This is a genomic window from Pedobacter sp. Leaf216 (genome assembly GCF_001421515.1).
In the GTDB taxonomy this organism is placed as follows: domain Bacteria; phylum Bacteroidota; class Bacteroidia; order Sphingobacteriales; family Sphingobacteriaceae; genus Pedobacter.
This window is the reverse complement of the sequence record NZ_LMKM01000013.1, coordinates 76,346-99,308: the sequence shown is the minus strand read 5'-3', so window position 1 is coordinate 99,308 and position 22,963 is coordinate 76,346. Positions and strand designations below refer to the sequence as shown.

The following is a 22,963-nucleotide window of genomic DNA, read 5'->3' as shown; positions in this document are numbered from 1 at the left end:
CTCTTGATACGTAAGGCAACTTTTTGCCCACGAATAGGAAAATCCTGAATGGAAACTTCTGGAAGAAAGCCCTTTGATTCGAGCTCAGTTATCCCGTAGCCAGAGGGAGCTATATTCTTCTCTTCAAGAAAGATCTGAAGCTCTTTCGACTCTTTTGCGACTTTGAGTATTTCGAAATAATCMAGAATGCCTTCTGGTAATAAAAAACTGACAAGGGTTTGTTCGGCTGGATTCAAGGGAATTTGTAATTACTATTAACTACAAAAGAAACAAATTATTCGATTACCCCCAACTTTTCCGCTTGATCCNAAGGGTTTGTTCGGCTGGATTCAAGGGAATTTGTAATTACTATTAACTACAAAAGAAACAAATTATTCGATTACCCCCAACTTTTCCGCTTGATCCCTAGAACGCGGACAGCCTCATTCATTCGAACAGTTCGATGTTGTGTTCCGTCAAAAGTGAGTTTTTGGGGATAGATCGAACTAATTAATCGCCTTTTTCCTTCAGAATCTGCCTCTATATATGTTTCATGTAGGTTTTTGAGCAACCCAGTCGCTTTTCCGATTAGTTCACCAATATTCTCTTTTCCCCTGGATAAATCGATGAGTCTATTTTCAAGAACAAGGATATTTCTTTCACAGTCTGATTTTATTTTCCTGTACTCAAAATCAAGAATTACATCGTTGAGCATCTTGTCCCTAGCCTTCGAAATTCTATTATTAAACTCCTCCAACTGTTTTTTTACATTTGATAATTCATTATTATCTTCACTTGCAAAAGCTTGATAAACCTGCTTCAAAATCATAACATAGGCCTCATGCAACAGTGGATCTATAGTGTATTTTTTTAACTCCTCCACAAAAAGCTTATTGACTTTTTCAGCGTTATATCTCACCCCACACTTCGAAAAGCAATGGTAATAGTGATAGTGCTTGCTGTAACCTTTTGAAGCACTACCTGAAAGCATGTAGCCACACTTTGGACATATCAGAAAGCCACGCAAGGGAAGCACATCAGGAGAAGATATATTAGTCTTTTTTGGCTTGTTTCTGCCGTTCAAAACATCCATAGCTTCATAAAAGATGCTTTCCGAAACTATCGCTTTATGTTGCCCCATAACAGTATGGGCCTCCTCCTCCTTATATTTCGCAATAGGTATCCTACCGCAGTAAATAGGATTTCTAATTATCTGCCAAAAATTTTTTCTACCTGTCTTAAGCCCTTTATCCGATGCTGCCTTCCAGATCTGATCAATGAACCACTTACCCGTAGACAATTCGTCATATACCCATTTCATTATTGACGCTTGAGGCTCTACAGGACAGATATACTTTCGCCCATCTTCGGTTACCTTGTTAGTATAACCTATGGGCGCCGGCCCCATCCATCGCCCTTCTTTCCTTGCTCTTCTCATTCCGTGAAAAGTATTGAGCGCTCTTTTATCATTCTCAACTTCGGGAGCTGCGAGATAGAAAGCCAACATCATTTTGTTTTCAGGAATGGAGATATCAAGAGGCTGCTCAATGGCCTGCGGCTCTATACCGAGATCACCCAATATTTTTATCATCTGATAGGCATCCCCCGCATTTCTACTGAATCTGTCCCACTTGGTGAAAAGTACCAAATCCGTTTGTCCTCTTTTCTTTTTTAGATCAGCCAATAATTTTTGCCAGGCAGGGCGTATAAAGCTTTTGGCGGAATGATCCTCAAAAACAACTTTCCTCACTTTGATATCTCTGGCGAAACAATATTTCTGTAAAACCTCTTCTTGGTTGCGTTGAGAATATCCCTTATCAGCCTGTTCATCAGTACTTACTCTTATATATAAATCTGCTGTAATCATCTTTTTAAAACTTGCTCAAATCAAATGGACAAACCGGAATAGATTGACCCCGTCTCACCAGCAATAGATTTGTTGCAAGTTTTTGATTATCTTCATGTTTAGAAATTGGCGAGAAGGGATCAAATTTATTGGAATGTCCAGTAAGCAATTCACGTATGGAAATCCTGATTAATAATGGAATCATCCGATTATCTGAAGCCTGGCTTAAGGATATACGTGACAACTATTCGCAATTGGAAAATAAATTCCTGGCCAATAATATAGATGCCTATTTGGCTAAACCAGAGGATTATGTTTTAACTGCAGAAAATATGCTCTCTTTACTCTACAGTAACCAGCTTAAGTTTGGCCAAAAATTGCATGTTTCAAGACTGGTTGATTCCAGCATGGTTGAGGAAGAGCCGAGGCTGGCTAAAGAACTAGCAAACTTTCAGTCCAGTCAGGACTACCGGGAAATGGATTATGGGTTATTGACAACTATATTAACTTATGCTAAAGGAGAGACGAGTAATAAATTATTCCAAATCCAACTGTCTTCACTATCTGACGAACAAGTATTAGAATGCATATATCTACTTGAACCCGCTTATCAAGCACTTTTGGAAAAAGGTAAATACCCAAAGCTCGATGCAACAGAACTTAACTGGAAAATTGTTCACGCATTTGAGCATCGTGGTCATAATTATATAGGAGATGATGTTCTTTGAGAACATTGCGTTCATAAATGAGGTTATGTTCATGTATCATGAACATAACCTCATTTATGAACATAATAAGTGTTTAAGTTGTATTTAAGATTAATGTTCATTATATTCGTCTGTTCATGTTACATGAACACGTTAAAATTATGAACATTAAGCATGAACAGATATTACAGCCCGCATTGAGCAAACTTATGGAGCTGACGGGGATGGAAATAAAGGTGCTGAACAGACCAGACAAGGAAAGAAGAGCAGATGCGATCATAGAGTTGCAACATGGCCTCCAAAGCTTTTTGTTAGAAGTCGAGGTAAAAACGGAAATCCGAACCGCCGCACTAGCCAACCTATTGGAGAAACAAAAGACAATAAATGGGAACCTGTTGATGGTATCAAGATATATACCTGCTCCGATGAAAGATGAAATGAAGGCCAACGGGATCAGCTACCTGGAAAGTTCAGGCAATTGTTATATAGCAATCAAGGGCATGTACATCTATGTGAGCGACCAAAAGAACCAGCTTTTAGCAATAGAAGAAACCAAGTTATGGGCGCCATCAGGCATGAAGTTCATTTTTGCGGTGCTGATGGACGAAGAACTATTGAATGCTCCGTACCGCAGAATTGCCTATACCGCCGGTGTTGCACTGGGAAATGTCGGAAACTTTATTTATGAAATGAAACGTGAAGGCTTCATCATAGAAGGCTCAAGGAACAAACAGGAAATGCTCCTGATTGATAACAGGCAGATACTAATTGACAAATGGGCAGACATGTACAGAGTTACGCTCAGACCAAAGCAACTAGTCGGCAAGTTCCGGTTCAATAAGAAGGAGGACAGAGAAAATTGGCATAATCATGCGGCATCTGACCTTGGGATATATTGGGGAGGAGAAACTGCCGGCGCCATTTTAACAAAATACCTATCGCCTGAAGTCTATACCATCTACTCAGACCAGGACCGGTTTGATCTGATGAAAAAAATGAAAATCGTTCCCGACCACAATGGTGAGATAGAGCTGCTCAGGCCATTCTGGAACGACGAAATATTCAACGGTGGGGATACAGTTCCACCCCTATTGGCCTACGCAGAACTAATCAGCAGCTTCGACAGCAGAAACAGAGAAACCGCGGCACGCATAAAGGAAAAATATGTTAAATAGGTATATAATAGAACCGGTCATATCGGAAATGCTCGCCGTTCTTCAGGAAGTATTTTCAAAATTCGAAATTGACTTTTACCTGGTTGGGGCAGTCGCACGCGATATCAATCTTTCTGTGAATCAGGAACTCGCTTCTACCAGAATGACTAAGGACGTTGACCTAGCCATTACGATAAATGACCAGGGACAGTACGATAAGATAAAGTCGGAATTAGTCTCTACAGGCCTCTTCGAGGTCCATGAGTCGGAAGCCATAAAGCTTTTCTACAAAGGAGCGGTAGAACTTGACCTTTTGCCATTTGGTAAAATAGAAGGACCCGACGGCAATGTAAAGCTAACTGACCCGACATTTGTACTCCATATGCCCGGCTTCACTGAGATTTATCCGTTCGTGCAGGATGTTGAGCTGACGGACGGACAAAGGATAAAAGTGTGCTCCATGGAAGGAATCATTATGCTGAAACTGCTTGCAAACGATGACAGGCCGCAACGGACGAAGGACATCAGTGATATCGAGCACATCATTCAGAGTTATTTTGATCTTTATGACGGGGACATCTATGAACATCACTTCGATGTGATGGAGATGTATGACACCAATGAACGTGACTACATACAACTGGTTTGCGCCAGGGTGATCGGCCGCAAAATGCGCCTGATACTCAAGGATTCGCCAAAGCTTATGGAACGGATATCCGGAATATTAACAAAAAGACCAACACCGAGATGGTTGGCAATGCTTGATGGACTTAATGAAAACACCTAACCATTTTTACGCGATTCATTACTCTTGAACCAGGCAAGTTCCAAACTTATTTATATTTTATCCATGAATTAATCCACCATAATGACGCTCGAAGAAATACGTTCTCAACCGGTCGCTTTCCAGTATAATTCCTGGAGCGGTATCACCAGACACCTGACTGTAGGCCAGAGCCTGGATATGATCAAAAACGGCACCTACAAAAAACAGGTGGACAGGCTTCGCGGGTATCTTGCTGCGGGAGATAGAGATACTTATGACCAGGAAAAAAGAAAACTTCCCGCTGTTACCTTTGCTGCTGATTTTACTGAAAAAAGGAAGCGCCAATCGATAGCAGTTTACAATGGCCTGTGCGTACTCGATATAGATAAACTTACAGGGGAACAGTTAGAACAGGTAAAAAAGCAGTTTTCCGAAGACCCATATGTCTTCACCTTTTGGGAGTCGCCATCTATGGCTGGAGTGAAGGGGCTCGTCCACTTTGAATTTCCTGCAGATACCCTAGCTGCCCAAATCAACTTTCGCCATACCTATGGTTTTAGGAAAATATATGATTATTTTCTTGAGAAATACGGAATATCCCTCGATACCAGCGGAAGCGATGTGACCAGGTTATGCTTCTTCTCCCATGACCCTTTACTTTTCCTTCAGGATAAAATCCTTTCCTTTCCAATCGTTTATTCACCAGAAGAAATAACCCGTACTCGGGAATCGATAAAGTCTGCAGAATATACGTATTCGGCAGAGGCTACCATGGATCAGAAATTTAATCCCAAAGACAAAAACAGCCAGTCCAGCCGGACCAGAATCCAGGCAATCATCAGATTCCTTACCAAAAGAAACCTGTCGATTACCAGCAATTTCCAAAACTGGTATGAAATCGGATATGCCATGGCCAACACTTTTACCCACGAACTTGCTTTAAAATATTACCTTGCCCTGTCAAAGATGGATGGCAGAGCCTTCGATGAAACAGCATGTAAAAATATGTTGGAATATTGTTTTGCCAATTCGATGGGAAGGTTTAGCTTTGGAACCATAATATTTTACGCCAAGAAAGTTGGCTATGGAGAAGATGTAGGGGTACCTAAGGTGGCGGAGAAATCATGAAAATGGATTCACTGTCGCAAGTATTAACGGCCGTTCTGTGCACGACAAAGTTGGGAGGCGCTCAAATAGTTCAGTATTTTCTAGTCAGGAACCCCTATCTTTTCTTTTATGCGACCACTTAGAGACTATACTACTGACCGGGTAATCTTGGAAATGCTTTGCAAAATGCGGGTCAAGTTAGCCCACAGGCGTAACAAAGAGCATTTGATCCACATCCATACGGGAAATCCGGCCCACAACTACCATAACACTAAGCCTTCGAAAAATGAAGAAGTATTATGCAGTTTTTTCCCTCCCAGAAAAAAATGGAAGACTGTGCTCAAAAGAAAAAGAATTAAAGATGGCATTCCAGTTAGCAGCAGTGAAAAGACATTGATGTCATTAAATGCCACCCTAAGGTTTTACCGAGCATGCGAACCAGATGCTCCGTTTCTTAGTAAGCTCGATGCCTTCATCAAGGAGATTCAGAATGCCGTACATGGAGGAGATTATCAGATCGGATCGCCTAAGATCATTCCCCAGCTCAAGGAGGACAAAGCTGATCCAGTTAAGGTCAATATATGTCGTCCGATTGCTTCTTTTGGACTAAAGGACAAAATCATATTAAGCATTACCAATAGATATCTTACAGCAATTTTCGACCCACTATTCATTGATAGCTCCTATGCTTTCCGATCAAAAAGGTTGATTAAGGGCAAGATGATGTGCCCTACGCACCATGAGCCAGTAGTGGAGGTAATGGAATACAGGAAGCATTATGGGGATGGCGCACTTTATGTCGCAGAATGTGACATGAAAAAATTCTTCGACACCGTCAACCATTCGGTAATAAAAAAAGTATTTAACCAGTTTTTTAACAGAAAATTGATTAGGGAACAATCAGTCGATGACCTTGCCAATGCAAAAAAAATACTTTTCGATTACTTGAAGGTATACACCTTCAATAAAATGGTGTTGCTCTTAAACAATGACCAGTCCCATTTTAAGACATTCAAGATTCCGAACGGTGAATATGGTTGGGTAAAAAACGAGCTTCTTCAAAGTGGATACTATAAGCATCTTGGCAATGCGCGCATTGGGATACCTCAAGGCGGCGCCCTCTCCGGACTGATAGCCAATGCAGTACTGAATAACGTAGACCGAAAAATCATAAAGCACCAGGATGGCGATTTGTTATATGTGAGATTTTGCGACGATATGCTGATCATCCATCCGAAAAGAGAAAAATGCCTTTCAGCGTTCGAAGCTTACATGCATGGGATAAAAGATCGAAAACTTGCCATTCACATTCCAGTAGCAGCTCCATATAGCAGCCACGCTCACTTTTGGAAGGAAAAATCAAAATATTGTTACAAATGGGGAAGCGACCGGGCTGCCGGATCTCCATGGATTGGTTTTGTTGGATACGAAGTGCACTATCAGGGACATATAAGGGTGCGCAAAAGTTCTTTGATAAAAGAAATGAAGAAACAGTATAAGGTCGTTGGAGATCTAAAATTGATTTTAAAAGACCCATTATGCAGAAGTGAGAAGAACACAATTTATGATCTGTCGCCAGCAGGCTAATTGGTATGTCAGTCGGGAGGGTTGCACTTTGGAACTACAAAACCATGAAAAACGAAATGTGTTGGGTAAGCGGCTACAAACTTTTAACAGACAATAAATATTCGAGGATTCAGCTTAAAAGATTGGACAGTAGCAGAAACCGGTTGTTATTGAAACTTAGGAAAAAGATTGCAAAGATGAAGGCTGAAGAGCAGAAGCCCGACTCGGAGGAAAATGATTCAATTAAGCAAATTGAACAGACCTACCATGGAAATCCTTACAGCTACTTTTACCAGACGCTGAAAGCAAAAAATGATGAGGCAACAAAATAATTGGCTGCCCCTTTTATGATTACGTTGTGGAATTGCGATATTATATTAGAAATTTTTTTCCGTCAGATATTTTTTTGAGATGCATTAATTTAGATTCAAGTAATATGAGAATAGGTTTCATATTAATGGCAATTGTTAAGGCAGAAGATTTGAATCGATATTGATTATTTCGGTTGAGCATTTCTCTTTTTTCTATACTGCCCCTCAATCTTGTTATTGACCACTTTTTCAAAATTTACTATTGCCTCACAATGTTCATAAAAGTTCGATTTTCCGCCGATTGACTCTACTTAAACGGCAAAAAGCCTTGAAGTTCGAACCTTTTCTTTGAAAGGCGCTCAAATTCAAGGCTTTTTCTTTTTATGATGTTTTCCCAAGAAAAGAAAAAAAACATGGATAAATGCTTTATTACCTGAAAATGAGGCAATTATTAGTTCGATCCTGCTTGGGTTAACCCAACCGGCGAAAATTACTTTAAGCACTGGTTAACAAGCACTTATGGTTCGAACTGATAAATCGCTATGGTTTCTTTTCTTGATTTTCTTTCTTAAAATGATCTTGAACGATTATCTCTGAAAACCTTTTTAATGTTCGAATTACCTCTTGAGCTTCCGCATCAGAATAATGTTTGAACATAGGTAGATCCTTAACTTCCTTAATCGTTATCTCAGTTAAGCGACTGAAATCTAGGTCATCTAGATTTTCCATAACTAAATTTAGAATTGAGTCCATAGAGAAAAGCTTAATAAATAGACAATTGAATTGTGGTTGCGGTATCGATTCAATTACATCCTTCACAAATTATAAGCTCGCAGAAGACCTCCCACAATTAAGCCTCAATCGAACATGAAATAATAACCAAATATAGAGTTATTTCATCCAAGACAACTTAACTTGCATTTAGCCCTCATTTTCAACAATTTGAATTATCAAGAACTCATTATAAAAAACTAAAATTCTTATTTGAATAAAGGAATAAGAATATGAGAATAATACCCTGAAAAACCCATGTTTTAAAGGCTATATCCAAACGATTTAAACCTTGCTGAGTATAAAATAATGAGGGAATTATAATAATACCTTTATTCATATGTGTAGGTAAGGTTGAATTTTTGAAATTTATTCTAGATACTTTGGAAATAATTAATAAAGGAGAAGTATACCTGGTTATCATACTATTAGAATCTTTTGGAAAGGGAATAATGTTATCGATTTAAGTCTGCTTATCGTTTCTGCATAATACTTATCAGTGTCCAAAATTATTTGATACTGACTTATTACTTTAGTCGATAATTATTTTTCTTTTTTTGAATATTTCTGTTTGGCTCAGCGCCGGAAAAATAATTATACATACCCGTCTTATGCAATTCAGGTATGTATAATTAAAGGAATAGTTTTACATCAGCTATGCCAAAATTCTATAAAAACGGACGAATCGCTTCGTCTGCCATTTCAAGATATTGAGCACGCTTGCTTTCGTCAGCTTCTTGCAGCGCGGCTGCTAAACTTTCCTTGTCCAGGTCCTGACAATAGGCGGGCGTACCGGGCTGCTGTCTCCAGGATTTGGAAAGCAATCCACCATCGATAGCGTCAAAACCAATTTCGTTAATAAGCGCTTGAACGGTCTGTTTATGTTCTTCCTGATCACCTGCAACAGATATAGCGATACGCTCAGGGCTTCCTTCGGGTTTTGATTTTGAAGCCAAGCTTGTCGAAAGAATATTGTTGAAAGCTTTGATTACAGCATGGCCCAACACTTTTGCAGTCCATTCACTATCCGTCAATCCCCTTTCAAGATCAATATTCTCTCCATCACGGGATGGATAATAATTACCGGCATCTACAATAATTGCCTTTGTGGCGGCCAAGATAGCAACCGGAAGCTTTTCCAATGCAGTTGGAGGTACAGCGACAATGATGATGTCCTTCACTCCTGCCGCCTGTTCTACCGTCACCGCTGTTGCACCAGTTTTGTCGGCGATCTCTCCCAAAGATTCCGGTCCGCGTGAATTCGCAATTTTCACCTTATGCCCTAAGGCAGTTAAATGTCCGGCTAATGTACTTCCAACCATACCGGATCCGATTATTCCTATTTCCATTTTAATATATATTAGTTTAAATGTTACTTGTGCTTACTGTCTTCTCAATCCTAAGGATAAGCCATTGTCACTTTATCTGCCTTAATTCAATAAGTGAATCCTGAATTTATTTGGAGTAGCTATATCAAATTTCCTGACGATCCTGAGCGCATCAGGGCAACTGTTTCCTCATGAGAAGCCGGTGGATCAGCTTTTATTAATTGGTCTATAATAAAATCCCTTCTGGCAGGGCCTTTTCCTTTTTCAGCTTTGGGAAGTGCCAGTTCGAGTTCTTCTGCATTTAGTTCCGTACAAAAAGCTGGAGTTCCAGGTTCCTGCCTCCACGACAAGGCCAGACTTCCGCCATCTACAGTATCGAAGCCCATTTGATCAACCAGTTCAGCCGCTATTTTCTTATGCTCATCGTTATCGCCGGCTACCGATACAGCTATCCTGCCTTTTTCCCCGGCAGCTTTACCGTTATGCTTGAGCGTGTATCCCAGTAACATATTAAAAACTTTCACAACCGGCCTTCCCAATAACTCGGAAATATATTCACTTTCCGTTTTTCCTGCCAAGCCCTCAAGCTCGCCATCACGTAAAGGAGAATTATTAGAGGTATCCATAATGACAACCTCTTCGGGCACATCCTGAAACAAACTTTTCGGCAGGTCTTTATAGCCGCTGAAGGGAATGGATAAAATAATGGCCTCCACATCTTTAACCACGTCTTCAAGTGTTGCAGCCTTTGCTCCCAAACTTTCTGCAATTTTGCTGAGCTCAGCGAAATCCTGGGTGTTGGTTACCTTAACCTGATTCCCTGCTTGCGACAATTTTTCTACCAGTGTGCTACCCATAACACCTGTTCCAATAATTCCTATTTTCATAATTTAAGTATTTAACGTTTTTATTTTTTTTAATTTTAAGTTTTTTGTTCTGTACTGTTAGAATTTCCTTGGTCCAGTCACAAAATTTAGCAAGCCAGAGGCCTAGGCCTCTCCATCTGTTACCTAAAGATGGAGGCCTTTATTTTGGGAGTTGATCATCTTTGAAAAGGTGTTCGACCTGTTGATACGGTTGAGCTGAACCTAGACCAGGATGTCCTAATTCAATAAGTTATCCCTGAATTTGTTGGGAGTACTGCCTACCTCTTTTTTAAACAGACGCGAGAAGTAGGTAAGATTCTCAAAACCAAGCGCCAAGGAAATCTCTGATATGTTCATATCACCCGCCGTAAGCATATTCTTTGCCTCAGCAATTAAAAAAAGGTGGATAAGTTCCAAAGTGGTTTTACCCGTTTCTTCTTTGAGCAGGTCGGTTAAATAACGGGGCGAAATATGCATCTTTTCCGCCAGTGAAGCCACACTAGGCAGCCCGGTATGCTTCAATTTTCTTTCTTCGAGATCTGCTGCGAGCAAAGCGTTGAACCTGGTAACTGTTGCCCCACTTAATGCTGTCCGGTTAATAAACTGTCGTTTATAAAAACGCTGCGCATATTTCAGTATCGAATCAATATGACTGATGATGATCATTTTGCTATGTTCGTCCGTATTATTGTTATACTCCTTTTCTATCGCGAAATACAGGTTCCAGATGATACTTTCTTCGGTTGGTGAAAGATGCAGTGCCTCATTGACCTCGTAGTCGAAATAGCCGTACTTTTTAATCTCACTATAGAGCGAAGTTCCAGGTAAGTAGTCCTCGTGGATAATGATCATAAACCCCTTTTCCTTTAGTTCGGTATTTTTGAACAGTACTCTCTGTTGCGGCTTGATGAACGACATAGCGCCAAGGTCATGGTCATACTTGGTTTTTCCGTAGCGGATTATCCCTGATTTTAGCTTTTTGAATCCAATAATATAAAATGCCGAAGTAAATTCGAGGTCGCTGATGCCGGTGCAACTATCACCGTAAGCCACACTGAAAAGAGGGTCTTCAGGCGGCTTGAACCCAAGAACTTCATACAGTTCGCTTATTTTTTTGAAATGCTTCATATTGTTACAATTTAAATCTGGATTTGGTAAATCGAGGTTCCGCTGCTGTTGTTTTTTTTAACCATGTTCCGCCACAGCAACATCCTGCCAGGCTGAATAGTATAAGACAAATTTCCGTTAATAACCGACAGCTTTTATGATACAGAAGTAGACAATTTTGAAACATTTTAACGTCTGACCATTATTATAGGAAACCGTTGTTTGTAGTAACGAGACAAATTAGTTTCAGCACCGTCATCAATCACCTGTTGGCATTTTACCTTACATCTAAGTTCCTTTCCGGAACAAAATCAACTCGAATTAAACTAAATTAAGCAGTATAGTATGAATGCTTGCTATTTTGCGCAAAAATCCACCTTATCATGGGAGAGGCCTATACGAACGTGGTCACAGCTAGAAAAGAATAATCTCAATAGTGCAAGGTGACGGCTATTGAGATTAATTCGTATTTATATCTTTTGAAAGTTCTGTCTCTAGACAATGGAAGGACAGCGGTTGTTAACTTGTTTTTGGATTTTTAGGAAATAGCGAACGATTATATTCAACTATCTCCTCATGCGAGGGCTGACTGGTGCGTTCCGAAAATAATTTAATCACCGAGTCCCTGATCTGAGGCGCTACTGCCCTTATGCCGTCCTGGAGTGCCCGTTCAAGCTCCCCTGCATTTAATTCTGTGCAATAGGCCGGAGTTCCTGGCTGATGCCTCCATGAGTTTTCCAGATCACCGGCATCAACAACATCAAAGCCTGCTTCATTTACGAGCCTGGATATAATTGCTTTGTCCTTTACCTCATCGCCTGAAATCGCCATCGCAATACGATCTGGTGCGCCTTCCGGTCTTCCTTTCGCCACCAGGGTTTCTGCCAGCAGATTATTGAACGCCTTAACTACTGGACGGCCGATTTGTTCGGCAACCCATACGCTCTCTACCTTACCTTTCTTGATTTCATCAATGTCAGCATCCCGGAAGGGATAGTAGTTGGAAGTATCCACTACAATGGTATCTTTTGGCACCTGGTCAAACAAGTTTTTTGGCAGTCTCGGAATGGCTATGGTGGGTACCGATAATATGACTACATCCACATCCTTAACTAGATCACCTACTGTTGCAGCCGATGCTCCGAGTTCACTTGCCTTCTTTTCCAGTTCATCGAATTCGCCCGAATTGCTTACCGAAACCTGATGCCCTGCTGCCACCATCTTTTTTGCTATTGTGCCTCCAATGGCACCTGTTCCTATAATTCCTATTTTCATTTTTTGATATTTAAATGTGATTTTTCTTCAATTATACTATAGATCTTATTGTAGTTTTTTCTTGGCGGAAGCTGGTTGATTGCCCGGTTAATATCAACTGCGTGGTCTACAAAGCCATCAGGATAATTGCCCAGCACTACGTTATTGAAATAGCTGTCGTCAAGTTCCTTCATCTTTCCAAAGGCCCGTTCCTGCTTTTCTCTCAGCTCCTCTTTCTTTGCCTTTTTGCGTGCATCTATAAGTTCCGTTAAGGTCAGGTCTGTACAGTACGCAGGGCCACAAGCTTGCTGACGCCAGGAATCTTCGAGTTGTCCGGCATCCAGCGCATCAAACCCGGCTTCATCCACCAATCCCCTCACCACATCAACAGCCTGTTGAACGTCGCCCGAAACAGCCAGGGCGATCCTGCCGGCAGTTCCCGAGGCCTTGCCTTCTGTAGCCATGCTATAGGCAGCGATATTACTGAATGCCTTGATAACAGGTCTTCCAAACTGTTGCTGCACCCAGACACTGTTAACCATGCCTTTATCAATAGCCTCAATATTCCCATCCCGGTGTGGCCAGTAATTAGTGGTCTCCACTATGATTGTTGAGGAAGCTATTTTCCCTTTAAGGGTTTCAACAAGGTCTGGTATATTGACCAAGGGGATTGATACGATCAGGACATCAATATCCTGCACAACTTCGCCTACCTCTACGGCCTCTGCTCCTGCTGGATCGGCCACAGCCTGAATTGCTACTTTTCCTTTACGGTCGGCTAGCTCTAGCTGGTGCCCACAGGCACTAAACTTTTTGGCCAGTGTCTGGCCAATTAGGCCAGCACCGATTATTCCTATCTTCATTTCTTATCTTTTAACTTCTCATATAATCACATTACTTGGCCGTCATGCCACCATCTACCTTATATTCGGCAGCTGTCAGGTAAGATGCCTCATCCGATGCCAGAAACAATACCAGATGGGAAATTTCTACTGGCTCGGCAAACCGCCCCATCGGTGTGGGCTCAAGCAGCTTCGGATCATCAAAAACACTTATATCAGGAACAATATTTGTCCTTACCCCGCCAGGATGCACCGAGTTAACACGAATGTTTCTGGTTGCATATTCCAGTGCAGCCATTTTTGTAAGGCCTGTTACGGCAAACTTGCTACCCACATAAGCTGCATTGGGTGAGCCGGGCGCCACCTGCAGTCCTGAGACCGAAGAGATATTTACGATCGAGCCTTTCCCAGCTTTCAGCATGGAAGGGATTACGGTTTTCATGCCCAGGAATGTCCCATCTGCATTGATGGCCATAACTTTTTTATATTCCTGATAATCCAGTTCGGCAACATTGGCAAAGGCTCCCGTAATGCCGGCATTGTTCACAAGAACGGTTACCGGTCCAAATTTTTCCTCTGCAACCTTAAGTACTTCTTCCCACTGTTCCTGGTTGGTCACATCATGCTTTAGGAATATGACGTTCTCTCCAAGCTCATCAGCGAGCAGTTTTCCTTCTTGTTCCAGTACGTCGCTCAGTATCAGCTTGGCCCCTTCCTGGGCGAACAATCGTGCATGGGCCTCGCCCATTCCCCTTGCGGCACCTGTAATGATGGCCACCTTTCCTTCGAGTCTTTTCATATGATATTTTTTGGTAGTCAATAAATAGATCGCTTCACTAACAATAGCAATCAGCCAATTAAATAACTATTGCAAAGTTATCAGATATTGCTTTCCTTTGTATACTACTTTCCCAAAGGAAAGTGAAATAATACAAAGACAATGGCTAAAAAAAAGGAACACTGTGATTGTTTGAATACAATTAAACCAGTTAGGGATGCACTCGATGTGATCAGCGGTAAATGGAAACTTCCGATCATTATCTCGGTTGGTGTGGGCAACGACCGATTTACGGACATACAGCAAAGCATCCCCGGAATAACTCCAAAGGTGTTGGCCAAGGAACTCAGGGAACTCGAACAACATAGACTTTTAAAACGCTCTGTTGTGGGCGACTACCCTGTTAAGATTCTATATACTCTGGAAAGTTATGCCGATACCTTAACCCCAATCATATATTCACTGAAAGATTGGGGAGTAAACCACAGAACATTTGTTACCGATAAATGTGGGCTTAATTCCTAGAGGCATCAATTATCTTACTTTCCTTTGGGAAAGCACTATATAAAGTATAGCCATTCGCGACTAACTTTGCATCACGACTTTATTTAAATTTAAGTGTATGAAAATTGGAATAATAGGTACAGGATACATCGGGAAGACATTGGCGCTAAAGCTGGCAAAAGCCGGACATGAGGTGACGGTAGCAAATTCCAGGTCGCCGGAGAATATGGATAAAGAAGTCCTTGCCACCGGAGCTGTGGCAGTAACGGCGCAACAGGCAGCACAGGATAAGGATGTAATCATTTTGTCTACTCCCTTAGACCAGATCACTAAGGTTGCACCGCTATTTGCAGAGGTGCAGCAAAGTGTAACAGTAATCGATACCTCTAACTACATACCTGCACGCGACAGCAGAATTGAGCGTCTAGAAGCAGGTCAAGTTGAAAGTCTATGGGTTCAAGAACAGCTCGGACGTCCCATTGCCAAAGCATGGAATGCAGTCTTGGCATATTCTCTTGCCGCAAATGGCAGACCTGCCGGAGAACCAGGCCGTATTGCCATTCCCATAGCCGCCGACCGCGAAATTGATCGGGAGATTACCAAGCGGTTGGTAGAGGATACCGGATTCGATGCCTTTTACACAGGCTCCCTAGAAAATTCCTGGAGGCAGCAACCAGGAGCACCTGCATACTGTACCGATCTTACCATAGAGGAATTATCAAAAGTGATTGATACCGCAGAAAAAGAGCGTTTGCCCAAACGCAGGGATTTTTCGGTTCAGATCATCACAGAACGGATGAATGGCATCTCCAATAAAAATGCCGACTGGGATTTCATCCTTCGTATTAACCGTACGTTGTACATGTAAGGGTCAAACGCAACTTAGGTCCCCAAAAATAAAAAACAGATAAAATTTTAATATGGAAAGACAGATGCTGATTGGCCTGCACCTGGGAAACGGATATGGTTCCCAGCCCGGCGCATGGCGTATGCCTGGAGTTGACCCCAAAAGTTATACGAGTTTTGATGCAAGGGTAAAACAAGCCCAGGCGGCAGAGCGTGGAAAGTTCCAGTTTATATTCCTGCCGGATGGTCCGGGAGCGATCATGGCCGATATTGGTACCGAATCGCCCAACTTCAACCTCGATGTAATGATGACCCTGGCCGCAGTTGCGAGGGAAACGGAATATATTGGGCTGGTTGCCACTGGCTCGACCACCTTTAATGAACCTTTCAACTTAGCAAGGCAGTTTAAGGCGCTGGATATCATGAGCCACGGCAGGGCGGGTTGGAACGCAATCACTTCAAGTGGCGATGATGTTGCGGCTAATTACGGAAAAAGTATCCCATCGAGCGAGGAACGATACGGCCGTGCCCATGAGGTCATTCAGATCATCCAGGCACTTTGGGGCAGTTGGGGAAAAGAAGCTTGGGTGCACAACCAGGAAACAGGAATATTTGCACACAAAGACCAGATTGCGCCAATTAATCTACAGGGAAAGTTTGCAGGCTCAAGGGGCCCTCTTTATATCCCACCCTCATAGCAGGGACAGCCGATTATATTCCACGCCGGCGGCAGTCCAAATGCGCATGAACTGGCCGGGCGGTTTGCTAGCGCCGTGATTGGCTCCGCTTTTACAATTGAAGACGCGAAGGCACAACGCAATGCGTTCAGGGTTGCGGCAGAACGTTATGGACGCGATGCCGACGAGATCAAATACATTCCAGGCTTGATGACCACGATTGCCAAGGATAGGCGCACAGCACTCGATCGTCGTATTCAGATGACCGAACATCTGTTTCCACAAAGGATTGCCTACCTGCAACAAATGCTGGGAATACCTCTGGCTATTAATCATATAAATGAACCAATCCCAAAGGCGAAATTAGACCTTGCACGCCCTTCACGATACGACCCGCGATCATCACATGCGCTAAAAATTGCGAAAGAAGGCTGGAGTTTACGTGATATCCTTGCCCATGGCGTGATAGACTATCATCCTGTGATCGTAGGCCCAGGCGTTGAGGCATCAGACCACATGCAGCCATGGTTTGAGGCCGGGGCAGCTGATGGATTCTGGATCTCACCCGATGTTGATTCAGATGGAATAGACGCTTTTGTAAATGAAGTGGTCCCGATCCTGCAAAAACGGGGATTATTTCATCAGGAATATGAAGGCAAAACCCTCCGAGAACATCTTGGTGCACCTGACCAATATGGAACCGATCCGCGTGTTTAAAGCTTGCAGAGTATACTCCCAATGAATGGTTCCTAAAAGGAAATATTCCGTAGAATATGAGAATAAAAAGCCTTTCATAACGTAAAGGCAACGTAAAAACGTTCCATTATTGCCTACTTTTGTATCACTATAGCACTGAATGATTGACCGAACTTTGTCATTATCAATTACTAAAATATAACATAATGGCAAAGACAATTTTTATAACAGGCGCATCCCGCGGATTTGGCAGTATCTGGACAGAAGCGTTCCTAAAACGCGGAGACAACGTAGTTGCAGCTGTCCGTAATCCCTATGCACTGGAAGACCTTATAAAGGAATTTCCATCAAATCTATTGGTCCTGGAACTTGATGTAACCGATAAAGAGATGAGCTTTGAATCGATGCAAACTGCAAAGGCACACTTTGGCCGCATAGACGTACTGATAAATAACGCTGGCTTCGGACATGTAGGAGCTGTAGAAGAGTTGAGCGAGCAGGATGTCAGGAAACAATTTGAAACAAATGTACTGGGTTCGTTATGGACCATGCAGGCGGTCTTGCCGATCATGCGGGAGCAGAAATCGGGGCACATCATTCAGCTTTCGAGTGCGCTTGGCCTTAATACGGTATCCTTGATGGGCTTGTACAGTGCATCAAAGTTCGCAATCGAAGGCCTTACAGAAACGCTGGCTGGCGAAGTGGGCGGTTTTGGCATTAAGGTAACCATACTGGAACCGGGTGGTTTCTCAACGGATTTCTTCGGCACCAATTCCCTTGCATCAAGCGAGCCAACAGCTGCTTACGATGACATCAGGATGGACTTTTATAAGCATGCCACAGAACAGGACTCGGGCAAACCTACGGCAACCGTTGGAGCGATCCTAAAACTGGTGGATACGGATAATCCCCCGTTAAGGCTGTTATTGGGCAAAACAACATTACCTTGGGTAAAATATACTTACGAAGAGCGCTTAAAGACATGGGAATCATGGCAGGATGTTTCTGTCGCAGCCCATGGCTAACAGAAGTTTAACTTTGCAGGGTTTGGATTTACCGAATCCTGCTTTTATGAAAGCTAGATATGGATCATTTCAAAAAAATTAGCGAGCTGCACGAAGCGCTTGGCGTAAAACCTCCGGAACATCCACTTTTTAGCGTGGCCTACGGTGAGCGGGAAGCTTGTGATGGCAACAGTATAATCGAATTTTCCCCGGAATTTTACGTTATAGGGTTTAAAAAGCTAAGAGCTGGCAGTATGCAGTATGGAAAAACAAAATATGACCACGACCGTGGCTCGATGTCTTTTGTAAGGCCCCGCCAGAAAGTTTCCTTTAAAAATGTCGAATTGGAAGAGAAAGGCTTTCTGATCATGATCCACGAAGACTTCCTGCCCGGAACCAGCCTTTACCATGAAATTAAAAAATACGGCTATTTCGATTATGAGGTGAATGAGGCCTTGCACCTTTCACCCGCAGAGGAAGACATCATCTGGAACCTCTACTTCAGCATAGAAAAAGAATATAACAACAATACCGACGAGCTGAGCAAGGCCATCATTATCAGCCATCTTGACGCCATGCTCAAATATGCACAGCGTTTTTATAAAAGGCAATTTATAAATCGTTCGCAACTATCAGGGTCAACACTTACAAAGTTCCAAGAGCTGCTTACGGCTAATTTCCAGGAGCGGGAAACCAAGGAAACTGGCCTTCCCACTGTTGCGCTAATGGCAGAAAAACTGCATATATCTCCCCGTTACCTAACCGATCTGTTGAAGGGAGAAACAGGTAAAACGGCACTGGAACTGATCCATCTTTTTCTGATAGGAGAAGCGAAAAACCTATTGGCTGAAGGCGATCTGAATGTCTCGGAGATCTCGCATCTACTTGGTTTTGAGAACACCACTTATTTTTCTCGCCTGTTCAAAAAAGAAGTGGGTACTTCACCGAATCAATTCAAAGACCAATTTTTGAATTAAAAGCCGTCAACATTATTTAAAACAGTTTAAAATGTCAAACATTTGATAGACTTTAAATAAGCCTTCGGCTGTAATTAATCTCCTTTTGAAAAAAAGCTAATTTTTAACATAAAACGTTATAGATCAATAAAATTCGTTAATGTTTGCAACATGAAATTCGTGGTAAACATAGTGCCATTATTTTTATTCCGAGAACCCTTGCTTTTAGTAACGATTGTTTTGGTTAGGAGATGATTACCACAGATATTTTTCCATCAGTAGAGCTAGCGCAAAATATTTTATTCTAAAAAAACATTTTTCCCTATCAACCTTAATTAGGGGAAACAGATCCCAGTTACTAGAATATAAGTATTAATAACTGGGATCTTGAGTATGGTTTAAATTTTGCGTCTTTACTCGTTATATTGATTACCCGCAGTGTCAATCTACTTAAGTCGACTGCGCTCAGGATAACAATGCGAGCAAGGAAAATTGTTTAGGTATTATACGATAATCGTTTTGGACTTGACAGAAGAACAGAATCCCTTAGCTGACCATTTTTCCCTTAGTTTACTTGTAAGTTTTTTCATAACTTTTCTTTCTTCGATACTGCCCTTCAATCTTATTTTTTAAAGTTTTTTCAAAATTAACAACTGCTTCACAATGCTCGAAGAGGGTCGAACTTCCGCGGATTGACTCTACTAAAACGGCAAAAAGCCTTGAAGTTCGAACTCTTTCCTCGAAAGAAGCTCAAATTCAAGGCTTTTTCTTTTTATGATGGTTTCCCAAGAAAAGCAAAAAAAAAACGCATAAATGCATTATTGCCTGAAAATGAAGTAATTACTAGTTCGATCCTGCTTGGTTTAACCCAACAGCCGAAAGTTATTTTAAGCCCTGGCTTACAGATATTTATGGTTCGAACTAACAAATCGTTATGTGGGTAAACCGTGGTCAATTGACCCCGTCTCGCCAATAATAGATTTATTATAACACACTATTTTAAGAGCACTTTCAAATAATTAGAAGTTGTGGCAATGGGGTCAACTGAATTGGTTTGCTCACTATATGGCAACAACCTTATGTTTAACAATCCTTATTTTATAACCCTCGCACAATTAATTTAATTTTTTGAAAATTTCCTGCATAGTTTGCTTATCCATGCTAACCATATCCACCAGTTTTAATGTTTTGACCATTTTTAGCGTTGCAGTCTTGTAATGTAGGAAGTGCTGGGTATTAAGATGCGATTGATAAGCAGCTTTGTTAGCATAAATCTCAATTATTCTAATCTCGGTGACTGTTTCTTTTTGGAACATTGGAAAAATTGCAATCACACCGGGCTCTAGCTTTACAGAAGCTGACGCCTCTTCTTTTAAGATAGCGTTATATTCCTGCAGGTACTCCGGCAGGATTTCAATTTCAGAAATACGTACCATCATATCCTCATCGTCAATTGGCGTGGTAGTAATCGATAGGACATTTCTCAGTGAATTTGCCTGTGTTCTGCTAACATGCTTCTCTATCATTTTTGCAATTTCTGCCAACTGCGTTAGCGTAATCCCGGTATTCATTCCAAATTTTACGTGGGACTGTAATTGCGACTCCACACCCTGCATCGCGGCCAGGGCAGAAATAGTTACCAGTTCTCTTTGCTGATAGGTCAGCACATCACTCTGGAAAACATCGGCAAATAAATGTTCCTTCAAAAAGGCATCAATCCTTGGAGCGAATTCACCAAATCCTCGTGCCGGCTTAGCTTGGGGCATACTTGTTAGCGTTTCCAGAACCTTTCTTCCCCGTTCATAATTGTCCCCCGAACTGCGCTCTAAACTAATTTTCTTTCCCTCTTTATCACTGATGGCTCTGGATTTCCGTTCTTCGATTACCTTCATATAAACATTAATCGCATTCAGGCTTCTGGGAAACCCGCAATAGGCATAAAGTTGTACTAAAACTTCCTTGATTTCATTGACGGTAAGCCCTGCATCAAGTGCAGTGTTTAACTGTACCTTAAGGTTTGCCATATCGCCCGTCGCGGTAAGTGATGATATAGCCACCAGACTTTTTTGTGGCTGACTTAACGGACCACTAGTGCCAGTTTCAATTTGTGCGTTCATTGTTTTACTGCTTATGATTAAGGTCAGGCAAATCACCCATTTGATAATGCTATGCTTTTCCATAATGTTATTGATTTACCTCATAAAATTCCTCGTCTGTTACTGGATTGAGCCAGGTCACATTTTCATCCCCACTGTAATTGGTAATGGTGATGTGAACCATTTTGCCAAGAGCCGATGCCCCATGCCAGTGTATCACATTTTCTGGAATATTTACTACATCACCTTTTTTTATCGGCTGTGCAATTTTGCCTTGTTCCTGATAAAAACCGTTGCCTTCAATAACAATCAGTACCTGTCCTTTTGGATGGGTATGCCAATTGGTTCTTGCCCCTGGTTCAAAGGTCACGGTACCAGCGGAAAAACAATTATTGTTGTCCCTTGCAACTAGTGGATATAAATATGCTTTTCCTATAAACCAATGCTTAGATAACGGTTCGCCCAATGGGAATATTTCTCTTGTCTCCATTATTGTAAAATTTAAAAGATTTATTCAATGATGTAAGCTATTGCAGTTCAAATTTTACTGTTACATTGCCAGAACCCAATGCTGCAGAAAGGCCAGTAGGGTTATCCACTTTTGCAATCCTTGTATAATTATAGGAAGTAGAAAACGTTTTATAAAAAAGAACCAGCGTATTGGAACCGTATAGCAACAAGTCTCCGGTTTGAATCGTTCCAGGGTTTGAGGCATTTGCCGGCAATGCTGCAGAAAGATCGAAATATTTTTCATTGTCATTCAGCTCGGTCATATTCAAGGTAAGTGGCAATTTGGCCTTGAAGGCATTTCCCGCGGTATTGGTATTCAATGTGGCTGTAAACACGGCGGTGCCTATCGTTATCTTCATTTTACTCCCTGTTATATTATTCGGGTCTCCGATATTATTTCCATTTTCTGATGTTATTTCTTGACTGTTTTCTTTCCCACAGCTTGACATACTTAAAGATAAGGAAATTAGTATCATAAGGGTTATAAACAAATGTTTCATCTTACAGTTCTTGGGATGTTGGACGGAAGATAATTTCATTGATATCTACATCTTCTGGCTGGCTGATCGCAAAGGCAACCACACGGCCAAACGAATCCGGGCTGATGCCAACTGATCCCACATAGTCTTGATTTGCCTGTTGGATATCCTCCTCGGTGATATGCTCCAACAGCTCAGTCTTTACGGCACCCGGACAAACGATCATTGTTCGGATATTATATGGCTTTAGCTCCATCCGTAATCCTTCTGTCAAGGCACGAACGGCAAATTTAGTTGCTGAATAAACAGCCGAACCAGTGAATATTTTATGCCCTGCGACAGAAGAAATATTGATAATCTGACCTGATTTTTGCTCCTTCATATAAGGGAGTACGGCGGCAACACCATTGAGCACTCCTTTGATGTTCACATCGATCATCTTATCCCATTCGTCCACATTAAGCCGGTCCATTGGGGACAACGGCATGATGCCGGCATTATTCAGGATCACATCCACCCGACTAAATTCTTTCACCGCCGAATCGACCAGTCCTTTTACCTCTTCCCGCTTGGTCACATCTACGGTCACCGCCAGCGCTTTTCCACCATTTGAGTTAATCTCCATTGCCAGATGTTTGATCCTTTCACCCCTTCTGGCGCCCAATACCACTGTTGCACCGAGCTGGGCAAGGTACTTTGAGGCAGCCTCGCCAAGCCCACTGCTTGCCCCGGTGATGACAATTACTTTATCTCTTATATTATTTTCCAAGGTTTTATAATTTTTAATAATTTTTTTTCTGACTACGATTGCGC

General features: G+C 41.8%; 23 protein-coding genes and 1 pseudogene. 11 read left to right on the top strand and 13 right to left on the bottom strand.

What is annotated here, in order from left to right:
* Together ASE74_RS25155 and ASE74_RS13120 are read right to left on the bottom strand one after the other, a co-directional pair.
* A partial coding sequence (locus tag ASE74_RS25155) for a hypothetical protein (protein ID WP_055909790.1) occupies positions 1-236 on the bottom strand: 236 nt, incomplete at its 3' end.
* Between the two features lie 143 nt (positions 237-379).
* The gene (locus ASE74_RS13120; RefSeq protein ID WP_055909789.1) at positions 380-1,846 is read right to left on the bottom strand and encodes a recombinase family protein; all 1,467 of its coding nucleotides are present in this window, start codon (positions 1,844-1,846) and stop codon (positions 380-382) included.
* A gap of 155 nt (positions 1,847-2,001) precedes the next feature.
* On the opposite strand from ASE74_RS13120, the gene ASE74_RS13115 reads away from it, so the two are divergent.
* From ASE74_RS13115 to ASE74_RS13090, 6 genes are all read left to right on the top strand, one after another.
* Positions 2,002-2,553 (top strand): hypothetical protein, encoded by a 552-nt coding sequence (locus ASE74_RS13115; RefSeq protein ID WP_055909786.1) that lies wholly within the window; start codon positions 2,002-2,004, stop codon positions 2,551-2,553.
* Positions 2,554-2,693: 140 nt separating this feature from the next.
* Entirely contained in the window at positions 2,694-3,707 is a 1,014-nt protein-coding gene (locus ASE74_RS13110; protein WP_162235813.1) for a type IV toxin-antitoxin system AbiEi family antitoxin, read from the top strand.
* Positions 3,697-4,473 carry a nucleotidyl transferase AbiEii/AbiGii toxin family protein gene (locus ASE74_RS13105; protein WP_055909780.1) on the top strand — a complete coding sequence of 259 codons (777 nt, stop codon included), beginning with the start codon at positions 3,697-3,699 and terminating at the stop codon, positions 4,471-4,473. The genes ASE74_RS13110 and ASE74_RS13105 overlap by 11 nt, the downstream gene beginning before the upstream one ends.
* Before the next feature lie 81 nt (positions 4,474-4,554).
* Complete coding sequence (locus tag ASE74_RS13100) at positions 4,555-5,580, top strand: BT4734/BF3469 family protein (RefSeq protein WP_055909777.1); 1,026 nt, start codon at positions 4,555-4,557, stop codon at positions 5,578-5,580.
* Positions 5,581-5,688: 108 nt separating this feature from the next.
* The gene (locus tag ASE74_RS13095; RefSeq protein ID WP_082458769.1) at positions 5,689-7,146 is read left to right on the top strand and encodes a reverse transcriptase domain-containing protein; all 1,458 of its coding nucleotides are present in this window, start codon (positions 5,689-5,691) and stop codon (positions 7,144-7,146) included.
* A 44-nt stretch (positions 7,147-7,190) separates the two neighbouring features.
* Positions 7,191-7,457 (top strand): hypothetical protein, encoded by a 267-nt coding sequence (locus ASE74_RS13090; RefSeq protein WP_157255422.1) that lies wholly within the window; start codon positions 7,191-7,193, stop codon positions 7,455-7,457.
* A 519-nt stretch (positions 7,458-7,976) separates the two neighbouring features.
* On the opposite strand, the gene ASE74_RS13085 is transcribed toward ASE74_RS13090, so the two are convergent.
* The 7 genes from ASE74_RS13085 to ASE74_RS13055 all read right to left on the bottom strand — a co-directional run bounded on the left by ASE74_RS13085 (position 7,977) and on the right by ASE74_RS13055 (position 14,403).
* Positions 7,977-8,165: a hypothetical protein gene (locus ASE74_RS13085; RefSeq protein WP_157255421.1), complete on the bottom strand. Its 189-nt coding sequence runs from the start codon at positions 8,163-8,165 to the stop codon at positions 7,977-7,979.
* 710 nt (positions 8,166-8,875) lie between these two features.
* Positions 8,876-9,556 (bottom strand): NADPH-dependent F420 reductase, encoded by a 681-nt coding sequence (locus ASE74_RS13080; protein WP_055909765.1) that lies wholly within the window; start codon positions 9,554-9,556, stop codon positions 8,876-8,878.
* A gap of 119 nt (positions 9,557-9,675) precedes the next feature.
* On the bottom strand, positions 9,676-10,422 hold the full coding sequence (locus tag ASE74_RS13075) for an NADPH-dependent F420 reductase (protein WP_055909763.1): 747 nt from the start codon (positions 10,420-10,422) through the stop codon (positions 9,676-9,678).
* A gap of 216 nt (positions 10,423-10,638) precedes the next feature.
* Positions 10,639-11,529: an AraC family transcriptional regulator gene (locus ASE74_RS13070; protein WP_055909760.1), complete on the bottom strand. Its 891-nt coding sequence runs from the start codon at positions 11,527-11,529 to the stop codon at positions 10,639-10,641.
* A 498-nt stretch (positions 11,530-12,027) separates the two neighbouring features.
* Positions 12,028-12,783, bottom strand: coding sequence for an NADPH-dependent F420 reductase (locus tag ASE74_RS13065; RefSeq protein WP_055909757.1), 756 nt, complete (start codon positions 12,781-12,783; stop codon positions 12,028-12,030).
* Positions 12,780-13,625 (bottom strand): NADPH-dependent F420 reductase, encoded by an 846-nt coding sequence (locus ASE74_RS13060; protein ID WP_055909753.1) that lies wholly within the window; start codon positions 13,623-13,625, stop codon positions 12,780-12,782. The genes ASE74_RS13065 and ASE74_RS13060 overlap by 4 nt, the downstream gene beginning before the upstream one ends.
* A 31-nt stretch (positions 13,626-13,656) precedes the next feature.
* Entirely contained in the window at positions 13,657-14,403 is a 747-nt protein-coding gene (locus ASE74_RS13055; RefSeq protein ID WP_055909744.1) for a glucose 1-dehydrogenase, read from the bottom strand.
* Positions 14,404-14,544: 141 nt separating this feature from the next.
* Here ASE74_RS13055 and ASE74_RS13050 point away from each other — a divergent pair, with 141 nt between their 5' ends.
* The 5 genes and pseudogenes from ASE74_RS13050 to ASE74_RS13030 all read left to right on the top strand — a co-directional run bounded on the left by ASE74_RS13050 (position 14,545) and on the right by ASE74_RS13030 (position 19,086).
* Positions 14,545-14,907 carry a helix-turn-helix domain-containing protein gene (locus tag ASE74_RS13050; protein ID WP_055909743.1) on the top strand — a complete coding sequence of 121 codons (363 nt, stop codon included), beginning with the start codon at positions 14,545-14,547 and terminating at the stop codon, positions 14,905-14,907.
* 97 nt (positions 14,908-15,004) lie between these two features.
* A complete protein-coding gene (locus ASE74_RS13045; protein ID WP_055909740.1) occupies positions 15,005-15,754 on the top strand; it encodes an NADPH-dependent F420 reductase in 750 nt (249 codons plus the stop codon).
* A 52-nt stretch (positions 15,755-15,806) separates the two neighbouring features.
* Positions 15,807-17,126, top strand: a pseudogene (locus ASE74_RS25150) (NtaA/DmoA family FMN-dependent monooxygenase).
* A 185-nt stretch (positions 17,127-17,311) separates the two neighbouring features.
* Positions 17,312-18,130 (top strand): SDR family NAD(P)-dependent oxidoreductase, encoded by an 819-nt coding sequence (locus ASE74_RS13035; RefSeq protein ID WP_055909737.1) that lies wholly within the window; start codon positions 17,312-17,314, stop codon positions 18,128-18,130.
* Positions 18,131-18,189: 59 nt separating this feature from the next.
* Positions 18,190-19,086 carry an AraC family transcriptional regulator gene (locus tag ASE74_RS13030; protein WP_055909734.1) on the top strand — a complete coding sequence of 299 codons (897 nt, stop codon included), beginning with the start codon at positions 18,190-18,192 and terminating at the stop codon, positions 19,084-19,086.
* Positions 19,087-20,180: 1,094 nt separating this feature from the next.
* Here the strand turns inward: ASE74_RS13030 and ASE74_RS24905 are convergent.
* The 4 genes from ASE74_RS24905 to ASE74_RS13005 all read right to left on the bottom strand — a co-directional run bounded on the left by ASE74_RS24905 (position 20,181) and on the right by ASE74_RS13005 (position 22,919).
* The gene (locus tag ASE74_RS24905; RefSeq protein WP_162235811.1) at positions 20,181-21,245 is read right to left on the bottom strand and encodes a carboxymuconolactone decarboxylase family protein; all 1,065 of its coding nucleotides are present in this window, start codon (positions 21,243-21,245) and stop codon (positions 20,181-20,183) included.
* Positions 21,246-21,249: 4 nt separating this feature from the next.
* Positions 21,250-21,651, bottom strand: coding sequence for a cupin domain-containing protein (locus ASE74_RS13015; protein WP_055909729.1), 402 nt, complete (start codon positions 21,649-21,651; stop codon positions 21,250-21,252).
* A gap of 37 nt (positions 21,652-21,688) precedes the next feature.
* Positions 21,689-22,030 carry a cyclophilin-like fold protein gene (locus ASE74_RS13010; RefSeq protein WP_235526084.1) on the bottom strand — a complete coding sequence of 114 codons (342 nt, stop codon included), beginning with the start codon at positions 22,028-22,030 and terminating at the stop codon, positions 21,689-21,691.
* Between the two features lie 142 nt (positions 22,031-22,172).
* Complete coding sequence (locus tag ASE74_RS13005; protein WP_055909800.1) at positions 22,173-22,919, bottom strand: SDR family oxidoreductase; 747 nt, start codon at positions 22,917-22,919, stop codon at positions 22,173-22,175.
* Between the last annotated feature and the right edge of the window lie 44 nt (positions 22,920-22,963).